The 20,783-nt window shown below is 63.4% G+C and carries 18 protein-coding genes and 1 pseudogene; 11 read left to right on the top strand and 8 right to left on the bottom strand.

What is annotated here, in order from left to right; genetic code table 11:
• The first annotated feature begins 24 nt into the window (after positions 1–24).
• Positions 25–1,455 carry an exodeoxyribonuclease I gene (sbcB, locus tag KSS90_RS20815; RefSeq protein WP_217867090.1) on the top strand — a complete coding sequence of 477 codons (1,431 nt, stop codon included), beginning with the start codon at positions 25–27 and terminating at the stop codon, positions 1,453–1,455.
• A 69-nt stretch (positions 1,456–1,524) separates the two neighbouring features.
• Here the strand turns inward: sbcB and mvaT are convergent, their stop codons facing one another.
• Positions 1,525–1,902 (bottom strand): histone-like nucleoid-structuring protein MvaT, encoded by a 378-nt coding sequence (gene mvaT, locus KSS90_RS20810; RefSeq protein WP_050703899.1) that lies wholly within the window; start codon positions 1,900–1,902, stop codon positions 1,525–1,527.
• Between the two features lie 300 nt (positions 1,903–2,202).
• On the opposite strand from mvaT, the gene purU reads away from it, so the two are divergent.
• Together purU and KSS90_RS25620 are read left to right on the top strand one after the other, a co-directional pair.
• Positions 2,203–3,054, top strand: a complete 852-nt coding sequence (gene purU / locus KSS90_RS20805) for a formyltetrahydrofolate deformylase (RefSeq protein WP_046856933.1) — start codon at positions 2,203–2,205, stop codon at positions 3,052–3,054.
• Between the two features lie 15 nt (positions 3,055–3,069).
• The gene (locus KSS90_RS25620) at positions 3,070–3,300 is read left to right on the top strand and encodes a hypothetical protein (RefSeq protein WP_225933100.1); all 231 of its coding nucleotides are present in this window, start codon (positions 3,070–3,072) and stop codon (positions 3,298–3,300) included.
• On the opposite strand, the gene gpgF is transcribed toward KSS90_RS25620, so the two are convergent.
• The 5 genes and pseudogenes from gpgF to KSS90_RS25970 all read right to left on the bottom strand — a co-directional run.
• Positions 3,209–4,198 (bottom strand): glucosaminyl phosphatidylglycerol flippase, encoded by a 990-nt coding sequence (gpgF, locus tag KSS90_RS20800; RefSeq protein WP_217867089.1) that lies wholly within the window; start codon positions 4,196–4,198, stop codon positions 3,209–3,211. The two genes, KSS90_RS25620 and gpgF, sit on opposite strands and share 92 nt — an antisense overlap.
• Entirely contained in the window at positions 4,195–4,959 is a 765-nt protein-coding gene (gpgD, locus tag KSS90_RS20795; RefSeq protein ID WP_217867088.1) for an N-acetylglucosaminyl phosphatidylglycerol deacetylase, read from the bottom strand. Before gpgD ends, gpgF begins: the two co-directional genes overlap by 4 nt.
• Positions 4,952–6,073, bottom strand: coding sequence for an N-acetylglucosaminyl phosphatidylglycerol synthase (gpgS, locus tag KSS90_RS20790; protein ID WP_217867087.1), 1,122 nt, complete (start codon positions 6,071–6,073; stop codon positions 4,952–4,954). The genes gpgD and gpgS overlap by 8 nt, the downstream gene beginning before the upstream one ends.
• A gap of 144 nt (positions 6,074–6,217) precedes the next feature.
• Positions 6,218–6,982, bottom strand: a complete 765-nt coding sequence (locus tag KSS90_RS25975; protein WP_371041571.1) for a methyl-accepting chemotaxis protein — start codon at positions 6,980–6,982, stop codon at positions 6,218–6,220.
• A gap of 93 nt (positions 6,983–7,075) precedes the next feature.
• A pseudogene (locus KSS90_RS25970) lies at positions 7,076–7,948 on the bottom strand (cache domain-containing protein); the annotation flags it as partial.
• Between the two features lie 313 nt (positions 7,949–8,261).
• On the opposite strand from KSS90_RS25970, the gene KSS90_RS20780 reads away from it, so the two are divergent.
• The gene (locus KSS90_RS20780; protein WP_217867085.1) at positions 8,262–9,737 is read left to right on the top strand and encodes a helicase HerA-like domain-containing protein; all 1,476 of its coding nucleotides are present in this window, start codon (positions 8,262–8,264) and stop codon (positions 9,735–9,737) included.
• A 63-nt stretch (positions 9,738–9,800) separates the two neighbouring features.
• Here KSS90_RS20780 and KSS90_RS20775 read toward each other — a convergent pair whose 3' ends face one another.
• Complete coding sequence (locus tag KSS90_RS20775) at positions 9,801–11,273, bottom strand: inorganic phosphate transporter (RefSeq protein ID WP_217867084.1); 1,473 nt, start codon at positions 11,271–11,273, stop codon at positions 9,801–9,803.
• Positions 11,274–11,586: 313 nt separating this feature from the next.
• Positions 11,587–11,787, bottom strand: a complete 201-nt coding sequence (locus KSS90_RS20770) for a hypothetical protein (RefSeq protein ID WP_217867083.1) — start codon at positions 11,785–11,787, stop codon at positions 11,587–11,589.
• 564 nt (positions 11,788–12,351) lie between these two features.
• On the opposite strand from KSS90_RS20770, the gene pcaR reads away from it, so the two are divergent.
• From pcaR to KSS90_RS20735, 7 genes are all read left to right on the top strand, one after another.
• On the top strand, positions 12,352–13,221 hold the full coding sequence (pcaR, locus tag KSS90_RS20765) for a pca regulon transcriptional regulator PcaR (protein WP_217867082.1): 870 nt from the start codon (positions 12,352–12,354) through the stop codon (positions 13,219–13,221).
• A 444-nt stretch (positions 13,222–13,665) separates the two neighbouring features.
• Positions 13,666–15,012 (top strand): 4-hydroxybenzoate transporter PcaK, encoded by a 1,347-nt coding sequence (gene pcaK, locus KSS90_RS20760; protein ID WP_217867081.1) that lies wholly within the window; start codon positions 13,666–13,668, stop codon positions 15,010–15,012.
• Positions 15,013–15,194: 182 nt separating this feature from the next.
• Positions 15,195–16,055 (top strand): CoA transferase subunit A, encoded by an 861-nt coding sequence (locus KSS90_RS20755; RefSeq protein ID WP_217867080.1) that lies wholly within the window; start codon positions 15,195–15,197, stop codon positions 16,053–16,055.
• Positions 16,052–16,831, top strand: coding sequence for a CoA-transferase subunit beta (locus KSS90_RS20750; protein ID WP_217867079.1), 780 nt, complete (start codon positions 16,052–16,054; stop codon positions 16,829–16,831). Before KSS90_RS20755 ends, KSS90_RS20750 begins: the two co-directional genes overlap by 4 nt.
• Entirely contained in the window at positions 16,828–18,033 is a 1,206-nt protein-coding gene (pcaF, locus tag KSS90_RS20745; protein ID WP_217869834.1) for a 3-oxoadipyl-CoA thiolase, read from the top strand. The genes KSS90_RS20750 and pcaF overlap by 4 nt, the downstream gene beginning before the upstream one ends.
• A gap of 86 nt (positions 18,034–18,119) precedes the next feature.
• Entirely contained in the window at positions 18,120–19,409 is a 1,290-nt protein-coding gene (locus tag KSS90_RS20740) for an MFS family transporter (RefSeq protein ID WP_217867078.1), read from the top strand.
• 9 nt (positions 19,410–19,418) lie between these two features.
• Entirely contained in the window at positions 19,419–20,771 is a 1,353-nt protein-coding gene (locus KSS90_RS20735) for a 3-carboxy-cis,cis-muconate cycloisomerase (RefSeq protein WP_217867077.1), read from the top strand.
• Positions 20,772–20,783 lie beyond the last annotated feature (12 nt).

Here is a 20,783-nt window from a genome sequence, read left to right as displayed (position 1 = left end):
TCGACCTCGAAACAGGAAGACCCCGTGAGCTCCAGCATTTTCTGGCACGACTACGAAACCACCGGTATCAATCCGCGCTGCGACCGCCCACTGCAGGTAGCAGGCGTGCGCACCGACCTCGACCTCAACGAGATCGAGGCGCCTGTCAGCCTCTATTGCCGCCCCTCCGACGATATCCTGCCGCACCCGGCGGCCTGCCTGGTGACCGGCATCACCCCGCAGCAGCTGGCCAGCCAGGGGCTGTGCGAGGCCGAATTCATGACGCGGATCCATGAGCAGCTGGCCCGGCCCGGCACCTGTGGCGCCGGCTACAACACATTGCGCTTCGACGATGAGGTCACCCGCTACAGCCTCTACCGCAACTTCTTCGACCCCTATGCCCGTGAATGGCAGGGTGGCAACAGCCGCTGGGACTTGATCGATGTGGTGCGTACAGCCTATGCGCTGCGCCCGGAGGGCATCGTCTGGCCACAACAGGATGGGCGTACCAGTTTGCGCCTGGAACTGTTGAGCAAGGCCAATGGCATCGACCACGGACATGCCCACGAAGCACTTTCCGACGTGCGGGCGACTATTGCCCTGGCACGGTTGATTCGCGACAGGCAACCCAGGTTGTATGACTGGTTGTTCCAGTTACGCAGCAAGCACAAGGTCATGGAGCAGATCCGGCTATTGCAGCCCCTGGTACATGTATCCGGACGTTTCTCGGCCCAGCGCAACTATATCGGTGTGGTGCTGCCATTGGCATGGCACCCGCGTAATCGCAATGCGCTGATAGTTTGCGACTTGCAACAGGACACTTCGCCTCTGCTCCAGGAGAGCGCTCAAGCATTGCGTCAGCGCTTGTATACGCGGCATGAAGATATGACACCGGGCGAACTACCGGTACCGCTGAAGTTGGTGCATATCAATCGTTGTCCGGTGTTGGCGCCGCTGTCGGTACTGCGTCCAGCCGATCAACAACGTCTGGGAATCGAGTTGTCGACGTTGCAGGCACAGGCGGAGCGGCTAGCCAACCAGCAGGCTGTTTGGCGAGACAAGCTGGAGATCATCTATCAGGAAGAGGGCTTTGCACCCAGCGAAGACCCGGAGCAACAGTTGTATGAGGGCTTCCTCGGCGACCGGGACAAGCGCCTTAGCGAGCAAGTGCGATGTACGGACCCACAGCAGTTGGCCAAGGGGCAATGGATGTTCGATGATCCACGCTTGCCGGAGTTGCTGTTCCGCTATCGTGCGCGAAACTTTTCCGACACCCTTGATGATCAAGAACGGGCACGTTGGCATGCGTTCTGCCAGCAACGTCTTACTGATTCTACTTATGGTGCTCCGAACACCCTGGCTGATTTCGAGCAGGCATGCCAGAGCAGTCTGGCTGATGCCAGCGAGGTGGGACGGCGGGTGCTGCATGCTTGGGAGTGCCATGTCCAGAAACTGAAAGTGCAGTACCAGCTCTGAAATGTGCAGATAAACAAAAACGCCGGCAAGTGCCGGCGTTTTCATGTTGCAACCAATCGCCTAAGCGTATCAGTCCAGCAGGGTGGCCCAGCTTTCGACGACGTCGCCGCCCCACTTGGCTTTCCATTCTTTCAGGGTTTTGTGGTTGCCACCCTTGGTTTCAATAACCTCGCCATTGTGCGGGTTCTTGTATTGCTTGACCTTGCGCGCACGTTTGGTGCCCGTGGCCTTGACCGCGCCGCGCGGGGCTTTGCTCAGTTTGCTTTCTGGGTCGAGCAGGGCGATCACGTCACGCAGCGATTTGCCATTTTCGGCCATCAGCTCGCGCAGCTTCTTTTCGAACTCCAGCTCTTTTTGCAGTTTGCCGTCTTGCGACAGGTTGGCCAGACGGGCCTGAAGTTCTTTGATAGCTTCTTCGGTGGCGCGGTACTCGTTGATCAGGGACATGGTGTGTTCCTTAATGCATGTTCAGAGAGAGACAGTGGGGGCAATAATAGACAGAGGATACTCTCAAGTAAACAATTTAAAATTGATGACTCAATTAATAGTAGGGCATGACTTCGCGGTCTTTAGGTTAAGAAAAATTTACAATCTTCCCGGGGCAATCGCCATTTCCCCCTTGGGAAAAGAGGAATAGACCTGTGCGATCGAACCGTTGAGCCAGTGCGCGTAGGCAAAGATGATTACTGCGTTTTCCCTGGCAGGCCGCTAGAATGTGCGCCTTTGCGAAGTTCTGGAGTCTCCCTCATGCGCACCTATCGATTGGTGATCGCTTGCCCCGACCGTGTCGGCATCGTGGCAAAAGTCAGTAATTTCCTGGCCCTCTACAATGGCTGGATCAACGAAGCCAGCCACCATTCCGACGAGCAGAGCGGTTGGTTCTTCATGCGCCATGAGATCCGCGCCGAGTCCCTGCCGTTCGGTATCGAGGCTTTCCGCGAGGCATTCGCCCCGATCGCCGAAGAGTTCTCCATGACCTGGCGGATCACCGATTCGGCACAGAAGAAGCGCGTGGTATTGATGGCCAGCCGCGAGTCGCACTGCCTGGCGGACCTGCTGCACCGTTGGCACACCGATGAATTGGACTGCGAGATCCCGTGCGTTATCTCCAACCACAACGACCTGCGCAGCATGGTCGAGTGGCACGGCATTCCGTTCCACCATGTGCCGGTCGATCCGAAGGACAAGCAGCCGGCGTTCGCCGAAGTCTCGCGCCTGGTCGAAGAGTGCGGCGCCGATGCCGTGGTGCTGGCGCGCTACATGCAGATCCTGCCGCCGCAGCTGTGCCAGGCATACGCGGAAAAGGTCATCAACATCCACCACAGCTTCCTGCCGTCGTTCGTCGGCGCCAAGCCTTATCACCAGGCGGCGCTGCGCGGCGTGAAACTGATCGGCGCGACCTGCCACTACGTGACCGAAGAGCTGGACGCCGGCCCCATCATCGAGCAGGACGTGGTGCGGGTCAGCCATGCCGACAGCATCGAGGACATGGTCCGCTTTGGCCGTGACGTGGAGAAGATGGTCCTGGCCCGCGGCCTGCGCTATCACCTGGAAGACCGCGTGCTGGTGCATGGCAACAAGACTGTGGTGTTCAACTGAGTCGAGGGCCTGCGCATGGCGGATCCACGTGACAAGGCCGGCGCCTCGGCGCCGCCTACCTTGGGCGAAGGCTGCCTGGCCCGCTTCGACCCCGAGGCCCTGAGCGACGAGGACGGCACCGAGTTTCCTGGTGCCGCCGAACTCTGGGGGCGGCTCAACCGGTCTGCTGACGCCGTTCCTGCCGTGGGCGCGCCAGCAGATACAGGAACACCGGCCCACCCGCCAGCAGATAGAAGTAATAGGTAACCGCGCGCCAGATCAGAATCGCTGCCGCTGCCGTCGAACTGCCCACCAGCGGTGACAACAAGGTCGCCGAAGTCAGCTCTGCCGCGCCGGCGCCGCCCGGCAGCAGGCTGAACTGTCCCGCGCTGAGCGACAGCATTTGCACCAGAAAGCTCGGGATCCATGCCAGCTCTACGCCCAACCCTCGCAGCACCAGGTACAGCACGCTGTAGCGCAGGCACCAGTGCGCGCAGGTCAGGATGAACACCAGCGCCAGTGTACGCCGTGGCATGCGCCAGGTATCGGCCAGGGCATGGGCGAAGCGCAGCACTTTACGTGCCCAGCGTCGCCGCCGTGCCGGTGACATGCCCAGGCGTCGCAGTAACCGGCCATTGCCGCGGATCACCCCGCGTCGATAACGCAGCAGCAGGGCGATCCCGACCAGCGCGGCGCACAGCAGCAAGGCGCTGCCCATCAGCATGTGCGCCTGGCTGTGGCCGAGCCTGTGGAACAGGGCATAGGCGGCGATCGCCAGCATGGCGCAGAAGAAGAACAGCAGGTCGTTCAACTGGTCCATGGCGAACACCGCGCCGCTACGCGAGGGCGCGATACGTTCGCGTGCCAGCAGGGCCATCAAGGTCAGTGGGCCGCCCGTGCCGCCAGGCGTGGTACAGATGGCGAACTCGGTGGCCATGACCACTCCCAGGCTGCGGATCCGGCCCACCCGGGCGCCCTGTTCACCGAGCAGCAAGCGCAGGCGCAAGGCATTGAGAGTCCAGCACAACAGGATCATGCCCAGCAGCAGCGCCATCAGCCCAGGGGCGAAGGATTGCAGGCGCGGGAGCAAGTCGCGGCCGCCAAGCAGCGCGGGCACCGACAACGCCAGCAGCATTGCCAGGCCCAGCCAGCCCAGCCGATTCATGGCACGGCCTGGCGCTCCAGCCAGGCTGACTTGGTCAGTGGCTCCCGGCCCTGCGCGAGCAACTGCTGCAGGGTCTCGAGCCAGTAGTTGCGTGCGCTGGCGTGGCGCATGTCCACCGGATGCAGGCCCAGGCGCAGGGTTTGGGCTTCGCGCCAGCGGCGGCACTGCCAGTCGCTGATCACTTTCGACAACTTGCGGCGCCAGGCGCTGCGCGCGCTCCACACCAACCCAGGGGCATCGAAGGCGGTGAAGTCCGGCAGCCGGTACAGGTGTCGTGGCGTGCTGGTGTAGCGTAGCGGCAACTGGCGCAGGGCCTGGCGCGTGCCTTCGCTCATCAGCCAGGCCGGGGCGACGAAGCCCGCCACCGGCCAGCCCTGTTGCCCGAACAAGGCAAGTCCGGCCTGCAGTCGCTCGAGTGCGCTTGCCTGGTCCAGCCCATGGAATTCGCCTTCATGCGTGTAGATCCGGCGCATGAAGTATTCGCCCGGCCCACGTGGAGGAGGGCTGTCGTCGGCATGGTAGTAGCCGTGCAGGGCCAGTTCGTCGCCACGCGCCAGGCGCTGTTCGAGCAGACGGCAGAAGCTGGGTGAGCACGCGAGCGGGTTGCGATGGTGAAAATCCGGCACCACCAGCCAGGTCATCGGCACGCCACCCAAGTCGTCGATCGCCTGGACAAAGGGTTGGTAGTCCGGCCAGGTCTCCGGCGCCACATCGTGCAGCACCAGCATCAGGCTGCGTCGGGAGGCGGTGGGCTCAGCCATGGGCGCGCACCGGCAATGGGTGGCCCAGCACCGCCTGGTAATGGTGGAGCAGGCCACTGACCACATTGTCCCAGCTGTAGTGGCGTTCCACGTGGCGACGCGCCTGGCCGCCAAGCTGGCGCACGCCGCTGTCGAAGACTTCGCGCACGGCTGCGGCCATGGCGCGGCCATCGTTGGGTGGGCACAGGCGACCGCAGTGTTCGCTGACGATTTCGCCGAAGGCGCCTGCACGCACGGTCACCACGGGCGTGGCGCTGGCCATGGCCTCGAGGATGACCAGGCCGAAGGTTTCCTGGTCGCCGGCATGTACCAGCAGGTCGGCGCTGGCCAGTAGCCGGGCGACCTCGTCGGGTGGGCAGAAGTGGTCTATCACGCTGACATTGTCCGGCACGCCGAGTGGCATGTTCGAACCCACCAGTAGCAGGTGGTAGGGCTGTCCGAGTGCCTGCATGCAATCGAGCAGTACCGGCAGGTTCTTTTCCCGTGAGCCGCGGCCGGCGAAGACCAGCAGGCGGCTGCTGTCGGCGATGCCCAGTTCGGCACGCAGGCCTGGGTCGCGCTTGTCGGGGTGAAATTGCACCAGGTCCACCCCCAGGCGTTGCACATGCACATTCTCGACCCCCAGCCTGCGCAGTTTGTCGGCCATCACCTGGCTGGGCGCCAGTACCCGGTCGAAATGCCCGTAGAGCTTGCTGACGTAGGCCTCGACATTGGGCGTGAACCAATTGCCCATACGGTTGCTCACCAGCAGCGGCAGGTCGGAGTGATAGAAGCCGATCACCGGGACATCGAGCTTGCGCCGTGCCTCCAGGGCCGCCCAGGCGGTGAGGTAGGGGTCGCCGACCTCGATCAGGTCGGGTTGCAGGCGACGCAGCTCCTTGCACCAGGGGGCCAGGCGCACCGGGAACCGGTAGCCGTTGCCGAAGGGCAGAGGCGGCGCGGGAACATGATAGACGCCGTTGACCTGGCTGGCGCTGGCGCCGGGAATCAACAGGCTGTGGCGAACGCCGGCCATGGCGTCGAGGCGGCGGTGTTTGGCATCAAGATAGGTTCTCACGCCGCCGCTGGCCGGGGCATAGAACATGGTGATGTCGGCGATATGCACGATCAGCATCCCTCCGGGATCGTCCTCGGGTGTGTCATCGGCCGGCACGGGGCCGGCGATGACGCGCCTTAGGGTTGACCTACCTGAAGGATAGTTTGTTCGATCGGGGTTTGGCGGGGCCCGCTCCCACGCAGAGGTGGGAGCGGGTGGGGGTCAGATGCGGAAGCTGCCGACCAGATGCTTGAGGCGACCGGCCTGCTGTTCCAGGTCCGAACAGGCGCGCAGGGTGGCCTGCAGGTTCTCGACGCCTTCCTGGTTGAGCATGTTGATCTCGTTGATGTCCATGTTGATCGAGTCGACCACGGCCGTCTGCTCTTCGGTGGCGGTGGCCACCGACTGGTTCATGCCGTCGATCTCACCGATACGCTGGGTGACGCTGCCCAGGCGCTCGCCGGCCTGGTTGGCGATGTCCATGCTGTCCTGGCTGTGGCGCTGGCTCTGGCCCATGGTATCGACCGACTCGCGGGCACCGACCTGCAGCTCCTCGATCATGGTCTGCACCTGTTGCGCCGACTCCTGGGTACGGTGCGCCAGGTTGCGCACCTCGTCGGCGACCACGGCGAAGCCGCGGCCGGCCTCACCGGCGCGGGCGGCCTCGATGGCGGCGTTGAGGGCGAGCAGGTTGGTCTGCTGGGAAATGCTGGTGATCACTTCGAGGATCTGACCGATGTTCACGGTCTTGTTGTTCAGTGTCTCGATGTGTTCGCTGGAGGTGACGATCAAGTCCGAAAGGCGGTTCATCGCATCGATGTTGCGCTGCACCACCTGTTGGCCTTCCTCGGCCAGCAGCCGCGCGGAGCTGGCGTGCTGCGAGGCCTGGGCGGCATTGCCGGCGATCTCCTGGGCAGCGGCGCCGAGTTGGTTGATGGCGGCGGCGACGCTGTTGGTGCGGTTGGACTGCTCGTCGGAGTTGGCCATCGACGAGTTCGAGGCACTGATAACCCGCAGCGCCACTTCGTTGACCTGCTCGGTGGCCGATGACACCTCGCGGATCGAGCCGTGGATGCGTTCGACGAAGCGGTTGAAGGCGGTGCCGAGGATGCCGAATTCGTCGTGGTTGTGGATTTCCAGGCGACGGGTCAGGTCGCCTTCGCCTTCGGCGATGTTCGACATGGCGCGGGTCATGGTGTGCAGCGGCTGCATCAGTACGCGGATCAGCAGGCCGAGCAGGGCGATGATGATCACCACCGCGACCAGGGTGGCGATTACCGCCGAGGTGCGGAAGGTGCTGAGCATCGAGAAAGCCTTGTCCTTGTCCACCGACAGGCCGATGTACCAGTTGGCCGATGGCAGGCCCTTGACCGGGGTGAAGCTCAGCAAACGGGTTTCGCCGTTGAGCGTCACTTCGGTCAGGTCGCTGGACAGGCGAGGGGTATTCTGCGGGAACAGGTCCGACAGCGATTTCATCACCAGGTTCTTGTCCGGGTGGATCAGGATCTTGCCTTGGTCATTGACCAGGAAGGCATAGCCCATGCCGCCGAAATTCAACGAATTGATGATTTCCACCAGGCCATCGAGGGCCAGGTCGCCGCCGACCACGCCGACCGAGCGCGAGGCGGTGCTGATGATCGAGATGACCATCTTGTTGGTGGCCATGTCGATGTAGGGCTCGGTGAGGATCGGGCCGCTGGCGTTCAGGCCGTCCTTGTACCAAGGGCGTACGCGCGGGTCGTAGCCGTCGGGCATCTTGGTGTCCGGGCGCACGGTGAAGGTGCCGTCGGGTTGGCCCAGATAGATGGTCAGGAAGCTCGAGGTAAGTGCGTTCTGGCCCAGCAGGGTGCCGGTGTTCTGTGGGAACTGGGCGAGGTTCTGGGCGACGTTGTCGACCAGCTTGATGCGCCCTTCGAACAGGTTGCGGATGTTGGTGGAGGTGGACTCGCCCATCTCGGCCAGGTAGTTCTCCAGGTCTTCGCGAATGGCGTTACGCTGGAGGTAGTCGTTGTACAGGGTGAACAGGCTGAAGGCGAGGATCACGATCAGTGATGCCGCCAGAAGAATCTTGTGGCTGAAACGAAGGCTTTTATTCATAACGTGATCGCGTCCGCTAAGGTTTTTATCGGGTCGTTCGCACAAAGCACCGCTGGAAAACAGTGCAACAAGTCCCGTGGTCCTTTTCGGGTTGTTACTGTCTTTCTGGTAAGCGTCGTTTTGAACTATCGGCTGTCACGTGGCAGAACTTGAGCGGGGATGAAAGAAGATGGGAGATTCCTTACGAATGGTTGTAGGAGCGGGGTCGGATGGTCAGCCGGTATCCCAGGCCATGCGCCTGGCCAACCGGCACGGCCTGGTGGCCGGGGCCACGGGCACCGGCAAGACGGTTACCCTGCAGCACCTTGCCGAGCTGTTCAGTGACGCCGGGGTGGCGGTTTTCGCGGCGGATGTGAAGGGCGACCTGTGTGGCCTCGGTGCGGCGGGCGCGCCGCAGGGCAAGGTGGCGGAGCGGATCGCCGGGATGCCCTGGCTGAACCACACGCCCCGGGCGTACCCGGTAAGCCTATGGGATGTCGCCGGGCAATCGGGTCATCCCCTGCGCACCACGCTGAGCGAAATGGGGCCATTGCTGTTGGGCAATCTGCTGGAACTCACCGACAGCCAGCAGGCTGCCTTGTATGCGGCGTTCAAGGTGGCCGACCGTGAGGGGCTGCTGTTGCTCGACCTGAAAGACCTCAAGGCCCTGCTGGCGCATCTGAAGGACAACCCCCAGATGCTGGGCGAGGACAGCGCTTTGATGACCAGTGCCTCCACCCAGGCACTCTTGCGCCGGCTGGCGACCCTGGAACAACAAGGGGCCGAGGCGCTGTTCGGCGAGCCGGCGTTGCAACTAGAGGATCTGCTGCGCCCGGAGGGCGACGGGCAAGGTCGCATCCACCTGCTCGATGCCAGCCGCCTGGTGCATGAGGCTCCCAAGGTTTATGCGACGTTCCTGCTGTGGTTACTGGCCGAACTGTTCGAGCAGTTGCCGGAACGTGGCGATGCCGACAAGCCCGTACTGGCGCTGTTCTTCGATGAGGCGCATCTACTGTTCAATGGCACGCCCAAGGCTCTGCAGGATCGCCTGGAGCAGGTGGTGCGGCTTATCCGCTCCAAAGGCGTGGGTGTGTATTTTGTCACTCAGTCACCCGGCGATTTACCGGATGCGGTACTAGCCCAGTTGGGGTTGCGCATCCAGCATGGCCTGCGGGCATTCACCGCCAAGGAGCAGAAGTCGCTGCGCGCCGTGGCCGATGGTTTCCGACCCAACCCGGCTTTCGACAGCCTGGCAGTGCTCACTGAACTGGGTATCGGCGAAGCCTTGGTCGGAACCCTGGAAGAAAAGGGGACGCCGGCCATGGTCCAGCGGGTGCTGATCGCGCCGCCGCAGTCGCGAATCGGGCCGTTGAGTGCGGCTGAGCGCAGTGCGTTGGTTGCGGCATCGCCGCTGGCTGGGCGTTATGACAAGCCGATCGACCGAGAGTCGGCCTATGAAATGCTCACACAACGCAAGGGCGAGCCGGTGGAACCGGTACCTCAGGCCAAGGCCGATGAAGACAGCTTCGCCGACAAGGCCGGCGAGTTTCTGCAGAGCGCGGCTGGGCAGGCGATCAAGTCGGCGGTACGCCAGGCGGCCAATCAGTTGGGGCGCCAGCTGGTGCGTGGGTTGATGGGGTCGTTGCTGGGCGGGAAGAAACGCTAGCGGTCCGATAGCAGATACAAAAAAGGCGCCCCGTAGGGCGCCTTTGCAGTGCGGCAATGGCAATCAGCCGATGGCCTTGGACGCCAGCCAGAACAGGCCGGCCGCCAGGCCCATCGATGCCGGCAGGGTAAGTACCCAGGCCAGCAGGATGGTCTTCACGGTGCCGCCCTGCAGGCCGCTCTTGTTGGCGACCATGGTGCCGGCCACACCCGACGACAGTACGTGGGTGGTGGACACCGGCAGGCTGAACACGTTGGCCATGCCGATGGCGCAGGCCGCGGTGATCTGCGCCGACATGCCCTGTGCATAGGTCATGCCTTGCTTGCCGATCTTCTCGCCGACGGTCAGTACCACGCGTTTCCAGCCAACCATGGTGCCCAGGCCCAGGGCCAGGGCGACGGCGACGATCACCCAGAACGGGGCATACTCGGTGGTGGCGGTCAGGTCCTTGCGCAGTTTATCGAGGTCAGCCTTTTCACGAGCCTCCAGGCCAGGCAGCTTACCGACCTTCTTCGCCGTGTCATCCAGGCAGAGCAGGTAACGGCGCACTTCGACGCGCTTCTCAGCGCTCAGGGCGCGGTAGTCGGTCACTCCGGCCAGCGACGATTGCAGGGCGGCGATGGTCGGCTCGGTCTGCTGCGGGTTGCAGCTGAACTGCTCGGGCAGGTCGCTCGCCTGCGCCTTGCCCAGTGCCAGGAACTCGCCCAGGGTGGCGGCGTTGCGCTGGTAGAACTGGCTGAGGTGCAAGGTGGCGTCGCGGGTACGCTCGATCTGGTAGGTGGTGCTGTTCAAGTCGAGGACGAACTTGGCCGGGACGATACCGATCAGTACCAGCATGATCAGGCCGATGCCTTTTTGACCATCGTTGGAACCATGCACGAAGCTCACGCCCATGGCCGAGATTACCAGTACCAGGCGGTTCCAGAACGGCGGGTGCTTCTTGTCGTCGAGCTTGCGGCGCTGGTCCGGGGTCTTGTGCATCTTCGACAGCGGACGCCACCATTTGAGGCCGATCAGCACCAGGGCGGCGACTGCGAAGCCGGCCATTGGCGAGAGCACCAGGGACATGGCGATATCAATGGCCTTCTGCCAGTTGACGCCGTCACCCAGTGGAATGTCGCTGAGCAGGGCGTTGGCCAGGCCGACGCCGAGGATCGAGCCGATCAGGGTGTGCGAGCTGGAGGCCGGAATGCCGAAGTACCAAGTGCCCAGGTTCCAGGTGATGGCCGCGGCCAGCAACGAGAAGACCATGGCCAGGCCGTGGCCGGTGTTCACATTGATCAGCAGTTCGACCGGCAACAGGTGGACGATGGCATAGGCCACCCCGACACCGCCGAGCAGAACGCCGAGGAAGTTGAACACCCCGGAGAAGAACACGGCCAGGTGCGGTGGCATGGCCTTGGTGTAGATGACGGTGGCTACCGCGTTGGCGGTGTCATGAAAGCCATTGATGAACTCGAATGCGAGCACGAAGGTCAAGGCGAGCGTCAGGCTCACGATAACCCAGGCATCCAGTCCGCTGAATAAATCGATCATGAAGGTTGTCTGGCGGTCTTTAGGGGGGGCGGATTATGCCAGAAAACCATGGCAATCGATGCACCCGACACTGACCGATGGCAGGAGAATGTCGAGCCTAAGCGTGCATCTCGCGGGTGACTTCGCACGGAAAACAGTCGTAAAAATTCGATAAAATTCAGAAAAATCAGCGTTTTGAGGCTGTTTTTATAAAGCGCACGCAATTTAAACGACTGTATGAAATTTGTGTGATTCCATTTCATATCACCGGTTTAGGCCAGGATGTGCCTCGGTGAACCGTCCCTCGATGATGGCTCTGTGGCATCGTTGGGTTTCAGTCGTCGTCGCTGCGCAGTTCCTTCTCGATCTTCTCGATTTCCTGGGCAAAGGCTTGGTCGAGGATGCTAGCGCGTTTACGCCAGGGCTTGCGTTCCGGCTCGGGTTGTGCGGCGTAGGTGGTGACTTCACCACCGTATACTTCCTTGTAACGTTCAGCCTGGCGCTCGAGTTCCGCGCGCAGTTCTTCTTTCGTCACATTAATACCTGAATAGTTTGACGTTGAGCGTCAGCCTTCTAATACACACACAGGGTGTGGATATACCGGCAACGCAAATATTCCGTTGCACCGAAATGACAGAATGTGGGAGGGCGACTGCTGGCGCACCCCACGACAAGCCACTGCTGGAACAGTTTGCAGGTGTCTGAGGGCAACGAAAGTTTTTCGATTGGATCCATTATGCAGTGCTGTCAACCAGCCTGAGCGAGTATAGCAATCGCCCAATCGAAGGCTATCGTTCTTTACCCGCCATTGACAATAGAACGGAAGTTATCGTGGGCGGACAATAGGGTTGTCTGAAGGTGTAGTGAAAGTTCAAGTTGTCGTGAGGCTAAGTTTGCCGGCGGCAATCGGAAATGAAAACGGCCTCGCTGAGGGGCGAGGCCGTTGCCTGGGACTTCTACGGTGGGTACCTGACCAGTCTCTCCAAAGAAGCCACATGTGGCAGGGGAAAGGTATAAGTAAAAGTGTCAGCGGTCAATTGCGATTATCGGCCGTTCGTTCGATAATCGAACGAGGTAGCGATTTTTTTGAGGCATGTCCATGAGCGAAGAAACCAGCGGCCCGCCAGCGAACGAGCCCGCACGCACCAGCAGTCCCACCCTGGCGCCGCCAATCGTGGCGTCTGCGGCCAAGCGTATCCAGGCGTTCACCGGCGACCCGGACTTCATGACTTCCCTGGCCCGTGGTCTGGCAGTTATCCAGGCATTCCAGGAGCGCAAGCGGCACCTGACCATCGCCCAGATCAGCCACCGTACGGAGATCCCTCGTGCTGCGGTGCGGCGCTGTCTGCATACCCTCATGAAGCTGGGTTACGCGACTACTGACGGGCGTACCTATTCGCTGTTGCCCAAAGTCCTGACCCTTGGCCATGCCTACCTGTCATCCACGCCATTGGCGGTGTCGGCCCAGCCTTATCTGGATCGCATCAGCGACCAGCTCCACGAAGCGGCCAACATGGCCACGCTGGAGGGCGACGACATCCTTTATATCGCGCGATCCGCCACGGTCGAACGGCTGATCTCGGTCGACCTTTCGGTCGGCGGGCGATTGCCGGCCTACTGCACTTCGATGGGCCGTATCCTGCTGGCGGCGCTGGACGATGCCAGCCTGCACGAGTATCTGGAGCGCGCCGACCTCAAGGCCCGGACCAGCCGCACCCTGCATGATCCGGCCTCGTTGTTCGCGTGTATCCAGCAGGTGCGTGAGCAGGGCTGGTGCGTGGTCGACCAGGAGCTGGAGCAGGGCTTGCGTTCGATTGCCGTGCCAATCTATGACGCGTCGGGTCAGGTACTGGCGGCGCTGAATGTCAGCACCCATGTCGGCCGCGTCAGCCGCGGAGAGCTGGAGCAGCGCTTCCTGCCGATCCTGTTGGCGGCCAGCAGAGACTTGTGCCATCAGCTTTTTGGTTGAGGTATGACGGGGTGCGCGTTGCGCCCCATCGCCGGCAAGCCGGCTCCCACACCGACGGCGCTGGTTTCAAGCCAAGCGTCATTGCTGTGTGGGGCTTGCCAGCGATGAGGCCATGACCAACAACGCAAGACAGTTGCTCTTGCGCGAAGCGTTGGATACGCCCCGCCGTTTCCTGTTCGATAAACGCACAGTGTCGTTGTCGACGAATTGCGCCACCCACGCCCGCTGATTAATGTCTGTTGCACGTGTCGGCTACGCCGACCGGACAATAACAACAGGCCCGAGGGCATCCCCATGACCACTTTCCCTTCGCTGTCGCGGCTGTGCCCGCGCACGGTGCTGCTGCACTCCGGCTGAACCACGGCCGTCGTATCCGCTGTTTCCTGTTCCAGTGCATCCGCCCTGCGCGGTAGCCTGCCTGTGCCCAACTCCCGGATAACAATAATGAACAAACCGCAATCCGTTGTCGGCAACTGCCTCGACGTCCAGTCCTTCATCAACGCCCAGCCGTTGTCTCGCTATCAATGGCGGGTGGTGGTCCTGTGCTTTCTGATCGTCTTCCTCGACGGCCTGGACACCGCCGCCATGGGCTTCATCGCCCCGGCGCTGTCCCAGGAGTGGGGCATCGACCGCGCCAGTCTCGGCCCGGTGATGAGCGCCGCGCTGATCGGCATGGTGTTCGGCGCCCTCGGCTCCGGCCCGCTGGCCGACCGCTTCGGACGCAAGGGCGTGCTGGTGGGCGCGGTACTGGTGTTCGGTGGCTTCAGCTTGGCCTCGGCCTACGCGACCAATGTCGACCAGTTGCTGGTGTTGCGCTTTCTGACCGGTCTGGGTCTTGGGGCTGGCATGCCTAACGCCACCACCTTGCTATCGGAATACACCCCGGAGCGCCTCAAGTCGTTGCTGGTGACCAGCATGTTCTGTGGTTTCAACCTGGGCATGGCCGGCGGTGGCTTCATCTCGGCGAAGCTCATCCCGGCCTACGGCTGGCACAGCCTGCTGGTGATCGGCGGGGTGCTGCCGCTGCTGCTGGCAGTGGTGCTGTTGGCCTGGTTGCCGGAGTCGGCGCGCTTCCTGGTGGTACGCAATCGCGGCGCCGACAAGGTGCGCAAGACCCTGGCGCCAATCAACCCTGAACTGGTAGCCCAGGCATCGAGTTTCAGTGTGCCGGAACAGAAGGCCGCGGCGGCGCGCAACGTGTTTGCGGTGATCTTCTCGGGTACCTATGGCCTGGGCACCGTCTTGCTGTGGCTGACCTATTTCATGGGCCTGGTGATCGTGTATCTGCTGACCAGCTGGCTGCCGACTCTGATGCGTGACAGCGGCGCGAGCATGGAGCAGGCCGCTTTCATCGGCGCTCTGTTCCAGTTTGGCGGGGTGCTCAGCGCGGTGGGAGTAGGTTGGGCCATGGACCGTTTCAACCCGCACAAAGTGATCGGCATCTTCTACTTGCTGGCAGGCGTGTTCGCCTACGCGGTTGGACAGAGCCTGGGCAACATCACCTTACTGGCGACCCTGGTTCTGGTTGCCGGCATGTGCGTGAACGGCGCGCAATCGGCCATGCCGTCTCTGGCGGCGCGCTTTTATCCGACCCAAGGCCGTGCCACGGGCGTTTCCTGGATGCTCGGGATCGGTCGCTTCGGCGCGATTCTCGGCGCCTGGAGCGGGGCTACGCTGCTGGGGTTGGGGTGGAATTTCGAGCAGGTGTTGACGGCGCTGCTGGTGCCGGCGGCATTGGCCACCGTGGGCGTTGTCGTGAAAGGGTTGGTCAGCCACGCAGATGCGACCTGAAGCCTGTGCGGTGTGCTGCTGCAGGAACATATAAATAGCAGAGCAACAAATGGTTCGATAATCGCACGTAAGTGCGATTATCGGATTGTAACGAACCCGTCAGCCTCCTTAATCTGGGCCCATCGCAGCGATGCATCGGCCCGCTGCTCACAGACCCGACTCGACCTGACCAGGAGTCTCCAATGGCAGCAATCCTCTCGCTTCACGAGGCCGTGAAGCAGTTCATACAGGATGGCGACAGTGTCGCCCTCGAAGGCTTCACCCACCTGATCCCGATCGCCGCCGGCCATGAGATCATCCGCCAGGGCAAGCGCGACCTGACCCTGGTGCGCATGACCCCGGACCTGATCTACGACCAACTGATCGGCGCTGGCTGCGCGCGCAAATTGATCTTCTCCTGGGGCGGCAACCCCGGCGTCGGTTCGCTGCACCGCCTGCGCGACGCGGTGGAGAAACAGTGGCCCCACGCCATCGAGATCGAGGAGCACAGCCACGCCGACCTGGCCAACGCTTATGTCGCCGGTGCTTCCGGCCTGCCGTTCGCGGTGCTGCGCGCCTACGCCGGCTCCGACCTGCCGAAGGTCAACCCGCTGATCAAGTCCGTCACTTGCCCGTTCACCGGCGAAGTGCTCGCCGCCGTGCCGTCGGTGCGCCCGGACGTCACCGTGATCCATGCGCAGAAGGCCGACCGCAAGGGCAACGTGTTGCTGTGGGGCATCCTCGGTGTGCAGAAGGAAGCGGCGCTGGCAGCCAAGCGCTGCATTGTCACCGTCGAGGAGATCGTCGATGACCTGCAGGCGCCGATGAATGCCTGTGTGTTGCCGACCTGGGCCCTCAGCGCGGTGTGCCTGGTGCCCGGCGGCGCCCACCCGTCCTACGCCCACGGCTACTACGAGCGCGACAACCGCTTCTACCAGGCCTGGGACCCGATTGCCCGCAACCGTGAGTCGTTCAGCGCCTGGATCGACACCTATATCCGTGGCACTGCCGACTTCACCGAATTCCAGGCCAGGCTGGCCAGCACCGCGGAGGCCGCGCAATGAGCTACTCCACTTCCGAAATGATGACCGTCGCCGCCGCCCGTCGCCTACGCAACGGCGCCGTCTGCTTCGTTGGCATCGGCCTGCCGTCCAAGGCGGCCAACCTGGCGCGTCTGACCTCCTCGCCCGATGTGGTGCTGATCTACGAATCCGGCCCGATCGGTGCCAAACCGAGCGTGCTGCCGTTGTCCATCGGCGACGGCGAGCTGGCCGAGACCGCCGACACCGTGGTGCCGACCGGCGAGATCTTCCGCTACTGGCTGCAAGGCGGGCGTATCGACGTGGGCTTTCTCGGCGCCGCCCAGGTTGATCGCTTCGGCAACATCAACACCACCGTGGTCGGTGACTATCACGCACCGAAGACCCGTCTGCCGGGTGCAGGCGGCGCGCCAGAGATCGCCGGCTCCGCCAAGCAGGTGCTGATCATCCTCAAGCAGTCGCCGCGGGCCTTCGTCGACAAGCTCGACTTCATCACCTCGGTCGGCCATGGCGAAGGCGGCGATTCGCGCCAGCGCCTGGGCCTGCCGGGTGAGGGGCCGGTCGGCATCATTACCGACCTGTGCATCATGGAGCCGGAGGCGGGTAGCCACGAGTTCGTGGTCACCTCGATCCACCCAGGCGTGACCCGCGAGCAGATCATCAAAGCCACCGGCTGGGCGATCCGCTTTGCCGAGGACGTGCAGCAAACTGCGGCACCAAGCGAGGTAGAGCTGTCCGCTTTGCGCGACCTCGAAGCGCGTACCGCCGCCGCCCATGGCCAGACGGCAGGAGAAGCCTGATGCGTGAAGTCTTCATCTGCGACGCTGTTCGTACTCCTATCGGCCGTTTCGGCGGGGCCCTGGCCGGCGTGCGCGCCGACGACCTGGCGGCAGTGCCGCTCAAGGCATTGATCGAGCGTAACCCGGGTGTGCAATGGGATCGGCTCGACGAAGTGTTCTTCGGCTGCGCCAACCAGGCTGGCGAGGACAACCGTAACGTGGCGCGCATGGCGCTGTTGCTGGCCGGCTTGCCACACAGCGTCCCGGGCGTGACCCTCAACCGCCTGTGCGCCTCGGGCATGGACGCCGTCGGCAGCGCCTTCCGGGCCATCGCCAGCGGCGAGATGGAGCTGGCGATTGCCGGTGGCGTCGAGTCGATGTCCCGCGCACCGTTCGTGATGGGCAAGGCCGAGAGCGGCTACTCGCGCAATATGAAGCTCGAGGACACCACCATCGGCTGGCGCTTCGTCAATCCGTTGATGAATGCCCAGTTCGGTGTGGACTCGATGCCCGAGACCGCCGACAACGTCGCCGACGATTACCAGGTGTCGCGTGCCGACCAGGATGCCTTCGCCCTGCGCAGCCAGCAGAAGGCCGCCGCCGCTCAGGCTGCCGGTTACTTTGCCGAAGAGATCGTGCCGGTGCGTATCCGGCACAAGAAGGGCGAGACCGTGGTCGAGCAGGACGAGCACCTGCGCCCGGACACCACGCTAGAGGCGTTGAGCAGACTCAGACCGGTCAATGGCCCGGAGCATACGGTTACCGCAGGCAATGCCTCGGGCGTCAACGATGGCGCCGCCGCACTGATCCTGGCCTCGGCCGAGGCGGTGAAGAAACATGGCCTGACCCCACGGGCCCGGGTGTTGGGCATGTCCAGTGCCGGCGTGGCGCCGCGGGTGATGGGCATCGGCCCGGTGCCGGCGGTGCGCAAACTGACCGAGCGTCTGGGCATGGCGGTGAGTGATTTCGATGTCATCGAGCTCAATGAGGCGTTCGCCAGCCAGGGGCTGGCGGTGCTGCGCGAGCTCGGTGTGGCGGACGATGCGCCACAGGTGAACCCCAACGGTGGCGCCATCGCCCTGGGGCATCCGCTGGGCATGAGCGGGGCACGGCTGGTGCTGACGGCGTTGCACCAGTTGGAGAGGAGCGGTGGGCGCAAAGGGCTGGCAACCATGTGCGTGGGCGTCGGTCAGGGCCTGGCATTGGCCATCGAGCGGGTTTGACCTGCCCCGCGATCAGGCCTTCTGTGGAACGAGACTATTACTGGGTATGTCTAGACTTTGCAGTGACCTCCCAGGAGTAATAAACCATGACTTCCAGCTATTACACCGGCGAAGAACGCAGCAAGCGTATCTTCGCCATCGTCGGCGCCTCGTCGGGCAACCTGGTGGAATGGTTCGACTTCTATGTCTACGCCTTCTGCGCCATCTACTTCGCCCCGGCCTTCTTCCCCTCCGACGACCCCACGGTGCAGTTGCTCAACACCGCCGGCGTGTTCGCTGCGGGCTTCCTGATGCGCCCTATCGGCGGCTGGATCTTCGGCCGTCTGGCCGACCGTCACGGGCGCAAGAACTCGCTGATGATCTCGGTACTGATGATGTGCGGCGGCTCGTTGATCATCGCCTGCCTGCCCACCTACGCCAGCATCGGCACCTGGGCGCCGGCGCTGTTGTTGCTGGCGCGGCTGATCCAGGGGCTGTCGGTGGGCGGTGAGTACGGCACCACCGCCACCTACATGAGTGAAGTGGCGCTGCGCGGCCAGCGCGGTTTCTTCGCCTCGTTCCAGTACGTCACCCTGATCGGCGGCCAGTTGCTGGCGGTGCTGGTGGTGGTGATCCTGCAGCAACTGCTCACCGAGGAGGAACTGCGCGCCTACGGCTGGCGCATCCCGTTCGTGGTCGGTGCCATCGCCGCGTTGATTTCGCTGATGCTGCGCCGTTCGCTGAAAGAGACCAGCAGCGCCGAGACCCGCCAGGACAAGGATGCCGGCAGCATCAGCGGGTTGTTCCGCAATCATGCCGCCGCGTTCATCACCGTGCTGGGTTATACCGCCGGTGGCTCGCTGATCTTCTATACCTTCACCACCTACATGCAGAAGTACCTGGTCAACACCGCCGGCATGAACGCCAAGAGTGCCAGTTTCGTCATGACCGGCGCGCTGTTCCTGTTCATGATCCTGCAGCCGCTGTTCGGCATGCTCTCCGACCGCATCGGTCGGCGTAATTCGATGCTGCTTTTCGGCGCACTGGGGACGCTATTCACCGTCCCCTTGCTGATGGCGCTGAAGACCGTGACCAGCCCGTTCATGGCCTTCGTGCTGGTTACCCTGGCCTTGTGCATTGTCAGCTTCTACACCTCCATCAGCGGCCTGGTGAAGGCCGAGATGTTCCCGCCACAGGTTCGCGCATTGGGCGTGGGGCTGGCCTACGCCGTGGCCAACGCGGTGTTCGGCGGCTCGGCCGAATACGTGGCACTGGGCTTGAAAACCTTGGGGATGGAGAACACCTTCTACTGGTACGTGACCGCCATGATGGCGGTGGCTTTCCTGTTCAGCCTGCGCCTGCCGAAGCAGGCGGCGTACCTGCACCACGATCACTAAGGACGTTGCATGAGCAACCAACTGTTCGACGCCTACTTCACCGCCCCGGCCATGCGCGAGGTTTTCTCCGACCGGGGCCGGTTACAGGGCATGCTCGACTTCGAGGCGGCCCTGGCCCGCGCCGAAGCGGCCGCCGGGCTGGTGCCGCACACGGCGGTGACTGCCATCGAGGCGGCCTGCAAGGCCGAGCGCTACGATGCCCGGGCGCTGGCCGAGGCCATCGCGGTGGCCGGCAATTCGGCGATCCCGCTGGTCAAGGCCCTGGGCAAGGTGGTCGCCAGTGGCGTGGCCGAAGCCGAGCGCTACGTACACCTGGGCGCCACCAGCCAGGATGCGATGGACAGCGGCCTGGTGCTGCAACTGCGCGATGCCCTGGGGTTGCTCGAAAGCGATCTGGGCAAGCTGGCCGACACCCTGGCGCGTCAGGCATTGCAACATGCCGACACGCCGCTGGTGGGGCGGACCTGGCTGCAGCATGCCACGCCGGTGACGCTGGGCATGAAGCTGGCCGGTGTGCTTGGCGCCCTGACTCGCCATCGGCAACGCCTCAAGGAACTGCGCCCGCGCCTGCTGGTGCTGCAGTTCGGTGGCGCTTCCGGCAGCCTGGCGGCGCTGGGCAGCAAAGCGCTGCCGGTGGCCGAGGCCCTGGCCGCGCAACTGAAGCTGTCCTTGCCCGAACAACCGTGGCACACCCAGCGTGACCGCCTGGTGGAGTTCGCCTCGGTACTGGGCCTGGTCGCCGGTAGCCTGGGCAAGTTTGGCCGTGACGTCAGCCTGCTGATGCAGACCGAGGCGGGCGAGTTGTTCGAGCCTGCCGCGCCGGGCAAAGGCGGTTCCTCGACCATGCCGCACAAGCGCAATCCGGTCGGGGCGGCGGTGCTGATCGGCGCCGCCACCCGGGTGCCCGGGCTGCTCTCGACCTTGTTCAGCGCGATGCCCCAGGAGCACGAACGCAGCCTCGGCCTGTGGCACGCCGAGTGGGAAACTCTGCCGGAGATCTGCTGCCTGGTCTCCGGCGCCCTGCGCCAGGCCCAGGTGATCGCCGAAGGCATGGAAGTGGACGCCGAGCGCATGCGCCGCAACCTCGACCTCACCCAGGGCCTGGTGCTGGCCGAGGCGGTCAGCATCGTCCTCGCCCAGCGCCTGGGCCGCGACCGTGCCCATCACCTGCTGGAGCAGTGCTGCCAGCGCGCCGTGGCCGAAGGACGCCATCTGCGTGCCGTGCTCGGCGATGAACCGCAGGTCAACGCCGAGTTGTCCGGCGAAGAGCTCGACCGTCTGCTCGACCCCACCCATTACCTGGGCCAGGCCCGCGTCTGGGTGGCGCGCGCCGTAGCCGAACATCAACGTTTCACTGCCTGAAAGGAGACCGCT

Origin of the sequence: Pseudomonas maumuensis (assembly GCF_019139675.1) — a bacterium.
Classification (GTDB): Bacteria; Pseudomonadota; Gammaproteobacteria; order Pseudomonadales; family Pseudomonadaceae; genus Aquipseudomonas; species Aquipseudomonas maumuensis.
This window is presented reverse-complemented; position numbering and strand designations above follow the sequence as displayed.